The 11802-nt window shown below is 47.8% G+C and carries 8 protein-coding genes; 5 read left to right on the forward strand and 3 right to left on the reverse strand.

What is annotated here, in order from left to right; all coding sequences use genetic code 11:
• Positions 1 to 27 precede the first annotated feature (27 nt).
• Positions 28 to 816 carry a mechanosensitive ion channel family protein gene (locus tag ACW9SV_RS21535; RefSeq protein ID WP_479558849.1) on the forward strand — a complete coding sequence of 263 codons (789 nt, stop codon included), beginning with the start codon at positions 28 to 30 and terminating at the stop codon, positions 814 to 816.
• A 106-nt stretch (positions 817 to 922) separates the two neighbouring features.
• On the opposite strand, the gene ACW9SV_RS21540 is transcribed toward ACW9SV_RS21535, so the two are convergent.
• Positions 923 to 2137: an ABC transporter permease gene (locus tag ACW9SV_RS21540; RefSeq protein WP_479558850.1), complete on the reverse strand. Its 1215-nt coding sequence runs from the start codon at positions 2135 to 2137 to the stop codon at positions 923 to 925.
• Positions 2138 to 2186: 49 nt separating this feature from the next.
• Between ACW9SV_RS21540 and ACW9SV_RS21545 the strand changes: the two genes are divergently transcribed.
• The 3 genes from ACW9SV_RS21545 to ACW9SV_RS21555 are packed head-to-tail and all read left to right on the forward strand — an operon-like array spanning position 2187 to position 4873.
• The gene (locus ACW9SV_RS21545; RefSeq protein ID WP_479558851.1) at positions 2187 to 3425 is read left to right on the forward strand and encodes an exo-beta-N-acetylmuramidase NamZ family protein; all 1239 of its coding nucleotides are present in this window, start codon (positions 2187 to 2189) and stop codon (positions 3423 to 3425) included.
• A gap of 3 nt (positions 3426 to 3428) precedes the next feature.
• Entirely contained in the window at positions 3429 to 4370 is a 942-nt protein-coding gene (gene fmt, locus ACW9SV_RS21550) for a methionyl-tRNA formyltransferase (protein WP_479558852.1), read from the forward strand.
• Positions 4367 to 4873, forward strand: coding sequence for a dihydrofolate reductase (locus tag ACW9SV_RS21555; protein WP_479558853.1), 507 nt, complete (start codon positions 4367 to 4369; stop codon positions 4871 to 4873). Before fmt ends, ACW9SV_RS21555 begins: the two co-directional genes overlap by 4 nt.
• A gap of 226 nt (positions 4874 to 5099) precedes the next feature.
• On the opposite strand, the gene porU2 is transcribed toward ACW9SV_RS21555, so the two are convergent.
• Positions 5100 to 10076: a putative type IX secretion system sortase PorU2 gene (gene porU2 / locus ACW9SV_RS21560; protein ID WP_479558854.1), complete on the reverse strand. Its 4977-nt coding sequence runs from the start codon at positions 10074 to 10076 to the stop codon at positions 5100 to 5102.
• Between the two features lie 22 nt (positions 10077 to 10098).
• Positions 10099 to 11178, reverse strand: a complete 1080-nt coding sequence (locus ACW9SV_RS21565; RefSeq protein ID WP_479558855.1) for a putative type IX sorting system protein PorV2 — start codon at positions 11176 to 11178, stop codon at positions 10099 to 10101.
• Between the two features lie 285 nt (positions 11179 to 11463).
• Between ACW9SV_RS21565 and ACW9SV_RS21570 the strand changes: the two genes are divergently transcribed.
• Complete coding sequence (locus tag ACW9SV_RS21570) at positions 11464 to 11802, forward strand: PadR family transcriptional regulator (RefSeq protein ID WP_210466040.1); 339 nt, start codon at positions 11464 to 11466, stop codon at positions 11800 to 11802.

The raw sequence follows: 11802 nt of genomic DNA on the forward strand, positions 1-11802 counted from the left end.
TTCAGTTCAATCACCAATCATTCCTTTATGTTTGACACCGAACGCCTCTTAGTCAAGATTCAAGATTTCGCGCTGCTTTATGGCATTAAGTTTTTGGTTGCCCTCTTCATTTTACTGATTGGTCTTTGGCTTATCAAGCGCATCACCAATTTCACCTACGGGCTGATGACCCGCAAAAACGTGGATCCGTCTTTACGGCCGTTTTTGAAGAATATCCTCAATATTGTGCTGCTGGTGATGCTCATCATGGTGGTGATCGCCCAAGTGGGCTTAGAGGTGACCTCGTTTATAGCTGTTTTGGGATCAGCGGGCTTAGCAGTGGGCTTGGCTCTGCAGGGAAGTTTGTCCAACTTTGCGGGTGGGGTTCTGATTCTGGCCATCAAACCCTTCAGGGTAGGAGATTACATTGAGGCGCAGGGTCAAAAGGGAACGGTATCCCTTATCAACATCTTCAACACCGTTATTACTACCGAGGATCATAAGACCATTTATCTACCCAACGGTCCCTTGGCATCAGCGGTGGTGGTGAACTATGATGTAGAGGACACCCGGCGGCTGGATATTTCCTATACTATTGACTCGGCGGTTCCTCTTTCCAAGGTGCGGGACGTGATCCTCCGGGTAATCTCCACGGATGAAAGGATTCTGCAGAAACCAGAACCTAGCGTTGGGGTTGAAAAGCTTGCCGGACAAACCATGACCCTCTCCCTCAAAGTTTGGATGCAACGGGGAAATTATCGCTTCCAGCAAGTCTCAGAAACTTTAAACGAAAAAATAAAAGAAGCCTTTGAAAGGGAAGAGATTGCGATGAAATAGTGAGGCCTTTTTCTTTTTGAGGACTTCCTTATATTATAAAGCAAAACAGAGGACCCTGTTTTAGTGGTCTTTTACAAAAAGAGGCACGAAACATGGTTCTGTGTTTTTAATCAAACTTGATGGCTTTCACTGGGTGGATTCTAGCAATGAGCAGGGTTGGCAGGAGAATGGACAGCATGGTTAAAATAAAGGTAATCCCATTGATCCCTACCCAGATGCGCCAATCCCAATGGATGGGCACGGTATCCATGTAGTAGTTCTCGGGGTCCAGCGGAATAAGGTGGAAGTAATCCTGCACAACGCAAAAGAACAAGGCCAGCAGGTTTCCGCCAATCAAGCCGGCAACGGTAAGCCGGAGCCCTCGGTGCAGGAAGATACCCCGGATCTGTGCGTTGGTGGCCCCCATGGCTTTAAGGGCGCCAATCATGTTGGTACGCTCCAGAATCATGATAAACAGCGTGGAAACCATGTTAAAGGTGGCCACAAATACAATCAGCACCAAGAAGATGATGACGTTCCGCTTGAGCAACTCCAGCCAATCGAAAAGCTGGGCGTAGGTATCGGTGATCTTTTCCAGTTGCAGGTCATAATTCATCTTGTCGAAGACCTGGCTCGTGACGGTGTCTATCTGGGTAAAATCGCTGAGCAGGATCTCGTAGCCGCCCACCAAGGTATCAGGCCACTGGTTCAGGTCCCGAATCTGTTGCAGGTCGCCCAGCACATACACGTTGTCAAACTCCTCCAGCCCGGTTTTGAAAATGCCTTTCACCTCAAAGCGGCGCATACGGGGCGGGTTCTGGATGAAATAAAAGAGTACCTTTTCCCCCACCTTTAAGCGCAGCTTGTCCGCCATGAGCTGGCTCATCATGATCTGGTTGGAGGCGGCCGTATCAGTGAACTCCATCACGGAGCCGGAGACCAGATTGGCTTTTATCCCCCTGAAATCATAGGTGGTGTCCACGCCTTTCAGAACCACGCCCAGTACTTCATCTTCGGTTTTGATGATGGCGGTCTTGCGGGCGAAAGGCTGCAGGTGCGCTACCCCGGGGATGTTTTTGTAATCTCCTAGGCCGGTAGAGGTACCCATTGGGTAGCCTTCAAACGAATTGTTGGTGTCAAATTTGCTAATTTGCAGGTGCCCGCCAAAGCTGAAGATTTTTTCCTGTATTTCGTACCGGAAACCTTCCAGAATGGCAAAGGACACAATCATGATGGCAATGCCCAGCCCTACGCTGAACTTTGCTATTTTTGTGACCGAGGCGGTAAAAGAGTCTGAACGGGCACCAGTCAACCTACTGGCAATGTATCGGGAAAGATTCACTTCGTCTATTTTGTGCTTAAAGATAGCTATCTGTTCTTAAACTAAACCTATGCTCCTCACCCTCCTCCGTACGGCGGTGCTCTGCGCTTCGCTGGCCAGTTGCAAACAAACAGGATCTGTACCAACTGCAAGCCCCACGGTAAGCAGTGCCAGCGCCCCCACCAAGGTTCCTCAGCAGACGCAGCAGCAGGCCCCTCTCCTAACGGGCGCACAGCAGACAGAGTTATATTTACCGTACCTGCAGGGCAAGCGCGTGGGCATGGTGGTGAACCAAACCTCAACCATCGGGAAAACGCACCTGGTAGACACCCTTTTAAGCCGAGGAGTAAAAATCACCATGATTTTCGCTCCGGAACACGGCTTCAGGGGTGATGCCGATGCCGGGGCCCACATCAGCAACTCCACCGATTCCAGAACCGGTTTACCCATACTTTCATTGTATGGCAAAAACAAAAAACCATCGCCGGAGCAGTTGAAAAACGTAGATGTGGTGCTGTTTGACATTCAGGATGTGGGGGTTCGTTTCTACACCTACAGCAGCACCATGCATTACGTGATGGAAGCCTGCGCTGAGCAAAACAAACCCATGCTGCTGTTGGACCGCCCCAACCCCATTGGTTACCTGGTTGATGGCCCAGTGCTGAAGGCGCCCTTCAAATCATTTGTGGGAATGAATACCATTCCTATTTCGCACGGCTTAACTTTAGGGGAGTACGCTTTAATGATCAATGGCGAAAAATGGTTAAATAATGGCGTACAGGCCCAAGTGAAAACCATACCGGTGAAAGGATATGACCACAAGATGTTCTACTCTTTGCCTATCAAACCGTCGCCCAACCTGCCCAATGACCAATCCATCAAACTGTATCCGTTTCTTTGCCTATTTGAAGGAACCACGGTAAGCCAGGGGCGCGGCACCCATACTCCGTTCCAAGTAATTGGTGCTCCGTATTATCCAGACAAAACGTTTTCGTTTACGCCGGTGCCTATTCCGGGCATGTCCATGGATCCACCGTACAAGAATCAGGTGTGCTACGGGAAAGACTTGACCAAGCTGAACCTGAAAGAGAACTTTACCCTGAGCTATTTACTGGACTTTTACCAGAAATCAGGTCAAAAAGAGAAGTTCTTCAACAACTTCTTCAAGAGCCTGGCTGGCACTGATGAACTGCAGAAACAGATCATGGCCGGCTTGAGCGAGAAAGAAATACGCGCCTCCTGGAAAGCAGACCTGGAGGCTTACAAGAAAATGCGCAAGCAGTACCTGCTTTACCCAGACTTTGAATAAACCATGCGGAAAGAAGACCTCCGGATTATCTTTATGGGCACCCCAGACTTTGCGGTGCCCGCCTTGCAAGCCTTAGTAGAAAACAACTGGAACGTGGTGGCCGTGATTACGGCTCCTGACAAGCCCGCGGGCCGGGGCCTCAAACTGGTACACTCCCCAGTAAAAGAGGTGGCCTTGCAGCACAATTTGCCCGTTCTGCAACCTACCAACCTCAAAGATCCGGCGTTTCAGGAGGAACTCAGAAGCTACAATGCCACCCTGCAGGTGATTGTGGCGTTCAGGATGTTGCCCAAGGCCGTTTGGAACATGCCAGCCCTTGGCTCTTTGAACATCCACGCCTCCTTGCTGCCGCATTACCGCGGCGCGGCTCCCATTAACTGGGCGCTTATCCACGGCGATCAGGAAACCGGCGTCACCTCCTTTTTCCTGCAACACGAGATTGACACCGGCGATATTATCCTGCAGAAAAAAGTAGCCATTGCCCCTGAGGACAACTTCGGGACGCTGTATGAGAAATTGAAGCACGCGGGCGCTGACCTGCTCTTGGAAACCGTTACGGCCATTGTGGAGGAACGCGTGCAGCCCTATCCGCAGCCCCAACCGGCAGAGCCCTTACGGATGGCCCCAAAAATTTTCAAACAGACCTGCCAGATAGATTGGAGCCAACCCGCCCAACAGGTGCATAATTTTGTCCGCGGCCTTTCACCGTACCCTGCCGCCTGGACCGTGTTGGAGGAAAAGCAGTTCAAGATCTTTTCGGGCCAGGTTCTGGAAAACGCCCCCGAAGCGGAACCCGGCACCTATACCACCGACGGAAAAACCTATTTGCGCCTCCAGTGTGGAAACAACACCGCCTATGCCATTGAAGAACTACAGATGGAAGGCAAAAAGCGGATGAAAATACAAGACTTCCTACGGGGCTTTACTTTTCAACAAGCGATATGATTGCATTAGTAGTTGCCATCTCCGAAAACCGCGTCATCGGCAAAGACAACCAGTTAATCTGGCATCTGCCCAAAGACCTGCAGCATTTCAAGAAACTGACCATGGGCCACCCCATGATTATGGGCCGCAAAACATTTGAAGCCATTGGCAAACCCCTACCCGGCCGGACCTCCATCATTATCACCCGTCAACCCGATTATACCGCCCCCGAAGGCTGTTTGGTCACCGCCTCCTTAGAGGAAGGCCTGCAGGCAGGATTAGCTCTGGATGAGCAGGTTTTGGTGATAGGTGGTGGAGAGATCTACCAACAAGCACTGCCCTTTGCGGAAGTGGTGTACCTCACCTTGGTGCACGAGTCGTTTGAGGGCGATGTCTACTTCCCGGAGTTGGAGGCCGATGCCTGGGAAGTCACCGAGCAGGAAGAACACCTCCCCGATGAGCGCCATGCCTATCCATTTACTTTTTTCACCTTTAGAAGAAAGGCTGGTTTCAGTCAGAATTAAACTATAAAGCAGAATATAGTCTGTTTATTAATCGCTTTAGCTAAAACTGGTCTAAACGGATAGCGACAAAGCTGTCCTTCACCAAGAAACCTTTTAGCTAGTTAATTACCTAGCAGCTCTCACCATCAAATAAGAAAGCCTGCCGAGATAACTCAGCAGGCTTTCTTATTTTTATTATCATCTGTTTCTAGGTCTATTTCAGCAAAAGGCCCTGAAACAGGAAGAATTATCGGAGGATGTAGATTTTACCGTAACCGTTTTTGAAGGCCTTGTCACCTGTGGTGTACCGGTGCTTAGTCTCTTCGGCGCTGTTCTCCATCACCACTCTATAAAGGTAAACTCCGTTGGCAAGTTTATCCCCAAACTCATCGGTACCGTCCCAAGCAAATTCAGAGACGTTATTCCCGATTCTAATAGGGCCTAGTTCTTCTTTCTGTACTTCCCTGATCACCTTACCAGTTACGGTCATGATTTGGAGCTTCATTTTATCTGGTACAGTACTACCCGTTAAGGTGAAGACAAACCTGGTTTTGGAGGAGAACGGGTTAGGGTACGGATAGAAACTAGTGATGGTAGAGGCATTTATAACCTCAAAATTAACACTATAGCGTTCACTACCCACGCGTTGGCCCAGTGCATCAAACCCCTGAACCTCTAAGGTATATTTGCCATCTTCAAGTCTCTCTGGGTGATATTCTACCCTGAAGTCATTCTTATCATCGGCCGGGAACCATTGAATGGCCGGATTGGCTCTTACATCCAATTCCACAAACTCTGCTCCTTCTTTCTTAAGGTACACCTTCATGGATGCAGGATCCGTAATCGGGATCTTGCGGTTATTGTCCTTCAGTACCATGCTGATCAACGGGCTTGGGGATACAATGTCACCGTCCAAAATTCTAACCCCGTCAAACACCACATCCAGCACCGGCGGCATTCCGGCAGAAAGGTTTACATTGAAAGGTACTTCCAGCGTGTTGTTGAAGTACGTCTGCTCAGGTAGAATGCGCGGATTTACAGTCACTCTGAGACGGTTGGCTCCTTTCAAGTTCAGGGTAGAGAACTTGTGGTTGAAAAAGACGGTATCCCCTTTCTGCAGAGGCTCCACTTTGAAGTTCTTTACCGTTCTGGTGCCGCTTTCCTCAAACAAGGTGGTCTCTACGGTTAGCGAGTCTCCAAAGCTCACCTCACTGATGTTATGGAAGGCATATTGCAAATTCACTTCTCCGCTGGCAGCCTGCTCAGAAAGCTTGTTGTACTTATCCAGCCCCACTAAATCTGGCCTAATCACGCCTTCTGGTACACCCTCGTATAACACCGTCCATTCTTTTAATTGAGGTGCAGTCCGTTGGTTTTCATCCTTCAGTGACAGTTTCAAGCGCAGATAAGGATAGGTTGCGGCGTTCACACCGGCTAAGCTAAAGTTAGAGGAAGTGACATTGGAAGAAAGGGTGGTTTCCTTCGCGTTTTGGTCTACACCAATTACATCTAACTGATAGCTGTCAGATGGCTCTAATTTCATCTGATGGTGTAACGACTTCCATTCTTTCGCGGGCCCGATGAGGGTAGACACCAACACCCCTTGCGATTCTTGGGAATTGATTCGTTTCTCAAGACGAACGTTCTGCTGATTACGTGGGGTTGGATCAGAGGAAGAATAGGTTTGCTCGGTTGCCGTTCCTGGCGCTGCCCCTTTACGGCCAACTATGGCAAAAGGGTCTCCAGTTGCTAACTGATCAATCAGAGAAGATCCTATGTTTCTTAAAGCAGCCTTCAAACCTGGGCTCATGGTGGAGTATGGGACATTATTCAATCCTAACAAAGCCACATGATAGCCTGACGGTACATTGTTCAGGAAGTTTTCTAAACGAGTTTGGTTTGCGGCTTGCCGTAAGTCATTGAAATGGTAAACAACTTTAGGGTCAGTTCCGCAAATGGAGCCAAATGCTGTCAAAGTATTTACTGGTTCAAGAGTTTTATCATTCAAAACAACTGCTATCATATTTGGCTGTGTGTAGCCACAATCGAATTCTATAGCCCTTAAGTTGTCTAAGAAAATTCCATATAGAGTAAGCTCAAAAGGTTGACCACCACCTACTCCTTTTAGCTCAACAAACCTGAAAGTTGGAGAAAATGCAAACGTTTTGGATTGAGGCTGTTCTACCAGTTTCTGTTTTTCAGCCTTTACTATTTGCCCGAAGCCTTTCTGGGACCACCCTGAAGGGCTATTTGGAATGTACCGGAACGAGCTGGTAGTCCATAGGGTGTCTTCCTCGTTGGTACTGTTCTCATACCGTACCCTCCAGAAATATACTGCGCTATCTCTGGTTACGGTATTAGCCGGAAGGGTAGTTTCCCAAATTGGCATTGAGGCGGCCTGAATGATCTGGGACTTCTTCCAGGCACTGGTAAAGGTATGCACGGTGTCAATTTCAAACTGGTACCCCCTTGGCGCCGTCAGCAAATCTGTGGATTGCGCAATCAGCTTCACTTTCTGATCCTTCACAATACCGTACTCTTGTGGCCCCAAGGCAAGGACTCCGCTTTTCGCGAAGAAGTATTCAATTGTTCTGATGTTATTTACTTCATCCAACTCGTCAATTGTATCCGTATGATCCAGCTTAATAGTAAAGGTGTTAACACCCGCTCCTTCAGTGGTCCTGGCATCCAGTTCTATCTGAATAGTATCTCGAAAGAAGACCGGGGCCACCTTGATCTTGTCATACATCAATTCAGTTCCGTTTTCCAGCCTTCTATTCACTGAAACATAGAAGGTATCTAGGTTCACCCTACCGTAATTGCGAATATCCAGCTTCAGTAAAAACTTCTCGGTGCTGGCATTGATGGTAGAACCATTAACTGAGTGAATGGTAGCTCCTCCGTTTGTGATTGCATAGTCTGCTTTTTTTGGCCCAATCATAACTAAAGCAGGGTCTGACTGCAACACCATTTGCATGTACATAGCGGTGGCATTGTCACCAGTTAATTTACTGGATAACTCAATGGTGCGCTGGTGCTGTATCCCTATCGGCTTTGATAAATAAGAGGAGTCACCATAAGCGGTAAAATAGAAGTTAGTAGAGAACTGGTTTAATAAAGAAGGATAGCCATAACTGGTATGAGCTAAAAATGAAATAGCTCCTTTATCTGCCGTTAGCAACCAATCTTCTCCAAAGGTTCTGGAGGTAGTGAAAGTATCCCCGGCATTACAGCCGTTCATCAGAATCATGGGGTATTTCCCATTATTGTTGTACCCATTCACCACATCGGAAACACGCCCTATATCAAGATCTGAAACGGTAGCAGAGCTATGCCCGAAAAAAGTGATCAAGGAAAGTCCTGAATTTAGCTCTCTAGCTATGTTTAGGGTATCTAGCCCTCCAGAGGCACTTCTGATTTTGGTTAAAACATTAGCACCTAACCATGTACCTTCTGCAATCCGTTCGTAACTCCTCATATAAGAGAGGAGGGTGCGTTGTTCTTCACCACTGCTTCCCACCAGGTGGAGCATGTTTTTACGCCAATCCAAGCTGTAAGGCAGGCTCTCATGCACCCGGATCTTTGCAAGATAGTCCAAGACTTCCTTAGGGGTACTCGCCGGGATACGACCGGTTGCTACCTTAGGGACAAAGTTATCCTGGTCCCAATCACTCGTAAAGAAAATGTCTGACCCTGGAGTACCACCCGTAGGAACCAGATCCTTGAAAGCCAAAGCAGCAGGATTTTGTCTGACAGCAGCATTGTCCGCTTCCAACCCTTTCCCGACCAGGAAAAGATACTCCGGATTACCGTTAGCCATCATGAACTTCATAAACCTCCTGATAGCTGCCGATGATTTATCCCCGTAGAAGAATTGATCGTAGATTTGACCTACCTCCATGGAAAGCGTATCATATCCGCCCCCTGTTGCAGAGGCTCTATAAGCAGCGTAATCACGTACCGGATTTGTTGAATTGCCACTAGGCACCATCAAACTCTGGTGTGAAATAATAAGGTAGTTTGCTTGATTACCCGTAACAGACCTGAACACCACTTCCCTAGCTGGTAAAGGCACCAGGTTTGCCCCTGACCATAGGATCCCACTAATGTAGGAGGCAGGAAAAACAAATGCCTTCTGTGCTCCAGAAACTACCCCAGTAATTCGTTTAATGCTTCCTTGGTTGGTTAAATCATATCCAATAGCATTGGCGGCAGTGCTCCCTTCAAACAAATACAAGGATGGGGTACTAGAAGGAGTAGAAGGTTTAACGGCAAGACTAGAGGTAGAAATGATGTTTCTTTGTGCGTAGATTGTTTTGAAGTAAACGGTTCTGAAACGAGAAGCCGTGTTTCTGGCGGTGATCCGTAGCACCAATTTTCCATCTGCAAAGAAGTCATTAGCCGCTAAGGTAAACGCCTGCTTCAAAGCTGAATAGCCGGTAAGTCTAACAGAACCTACCAAACGCTCTGGTCCACTTGGGGGCCTTACAAACACATCCACATCTTGAATGTTGTCATTAGCCCCTAAAAATGCGATTTCTACTTGCGGTGCGGTTCCCTCAGGGTAGAGGTTGGAGGCCATAGCTGGCAGGTTGTACGTAAATCCATTGGTAGATCCTCCGGTAAAGCCCTCACCCGCATCCATCCAAGACATGTAATTCTCTCCGTACCTCTTGCCACGGGTATACTGACCATTGTCAAATATGATTCTTTCCTGTAAGTGCCATGCTGATGCGGTTAACCCTGAAGATTCTGGATTAGAATTCACCATTCTCTTTCCGGCTGTGGTTGACCAGGTCAGAAAGTAAGCGGCTGTATCAGTGTAAAGACTATAGTAAGGATTGATGTGGTTAGCAGTAGGATTCTTATATAACTCCCGGTCCAAAGCTCCGTCGTTCTGCTCTCCGTAGAATTCAATGAAGTCATTGGCGTCAAAGGAACCATCTGCTTCCCCCTCCACGTGGATGGAGACTTCCTGACCGCGGCGGTAAAGCTGGAAATTCCGAGGATCCACTCCATTGATACCAGCCGCTTGCAGATAGGCTCTGTCTAAGCGGTATATGCCAGTAGTGGGTACTTTGATCTTATAATACTTTTGGCTGTAATTGATCCACTCATTTCCGTAAGTGACTTGCTGAGCGTGGGATGATGAGGTACCGCCAAGCAGGGCAAGGGAAAAGAGAATGGCTAAAAGAAAAAACTTAAAAGAGTAAGGTGTCTTCATAAAACAAGTTCGCACACGAATATCAATCAAAACTATAGGCCACAGAAACAATCACAGAGGAGACTTGGGAGTTGTCTGAAACTTTGGAAAGAGCTAAGTCTAACTGCAGGCCACGGGTAGCCACGCCAATGCCAAAATTAGGCTGTACTTTCCAACTGCTTTTCCCATTAAGGTCTTCTATTTCCTGCACGTTATTGAAACCTCCGCGCAAAAACACAGAGTTCGCATACCCAAGCTCCACCCCAACCCTAGGATCCACTGACACCACCCCGGTGGATAGAAGCGTGTTTCTTTTTCCGTCTGAGGTGATTTCTAGGTCAGTGGCCACTAAAGCAGAAAACTTATTTGCAAACTGGAAGGATCGTCCTATTCCTAGAATCAGGCGGGGCAAAGTGACTTCAATGCTATTGGCGTTGAAAGACTCTTCCTCTTGCAGATAGGTACTTTCCAACTCATCGGGGTTCAGTTTCCAGGCGGTGAAAGTGGTGGTGATGTCTTTGGCCATCAAGCCAAATTGCCAATTGCCTCTGCGTAACTGGGCACCGGCATCAATCCCAAAACCCCAGGCATTGGCAAACTTTCCAACATTTCTGTAGATGATTTTGGCATTTGCTCCTAAAGTAAGGCCTTGGATGAGATTGCTTTTCCGGGCGTAAGAGGCTAGAAAGGCATAATCGGCTACAGAGAAAAACTCAATGCTGTCATACTGGATGGCGCCATACTCATTTTGAAGGCGTCTGGTATCGGCGATGTCATCTACCCCCACCCTAATCACCGAAAAGGCCAGGGCACTGGTGGAGTCAAGGTTGGTGGCATAAGAACCGTAGTCATTTTTGATAATGCCGGCAAAAAGCTCAGAGTGCATGTACACGGCATTGTGGCGCTTGGGTAAGCCTACTAGCCCAGCGGGGTTCCAGAAACCGGCAGTAGCATCCCGGACGATGGCCGACTGAACGCTTCCCATCCCCAAGGCCCTGGCCCCTACTCCAATGTTGAGGAACTCGTTGCTGTACTTAGGGGCAGAAATATTTTGTGCTTGGGTGAGTTCAGGAAGCAGAAAAGGTATAAGAAAAGATAAAATGGGTAATAGTTTTTTGACCATAAAAAATAGTTATAAGTCATATACGGAAATAACATGTAAATATAGAGCCATCTGGCTAGATAATAACTACATTCCTTAGCCGATATGACAACCTTTTGCACGTATCTGTTCCAACTTTAATCATATTTCTTCTTCCGCTTCTCCTTCCTCTCTATCAAATCCTTTCTAAGTACTTCCCGCAATGGTTTAAAGTGTAATCTGGAAACAAAAAATAAATTTTACCAGTACCTTGTTTTACATAGTACCTTCTTATATATTTGTATCAATAATTCAGACTCACAGACCATGAAAGTAGAAAACACACAAGTGCAGATGCGGAAAGGGATTCTGGAGTACTGCATTCTGGAAATCATCGCCCGCGGCGAAGCCTATGCCTCCGACATGCTGGAGGAACTGACTGCGGCCAAGATGATTGTAGTGGAGGGGACGCTCTACCCATTACTGACCAGATTGAAGAACGCCGGCCTCCTAGACTACTCCTGGGTGGAATCCACCTCGGGACCGCCCCGCAAGTACTACAAACTCACCGCCACCGGCACTGAGTTTCTAGAGCAGCTCCGCCTTACCTGGCAGGAACTGGTAGACTCCACCACCTTCATCATCAACCGCAAGAAATCCAACTAG

It is taken from the genome of Rufibacter sp. JT20002 (genome assembly GCF_056491185.1).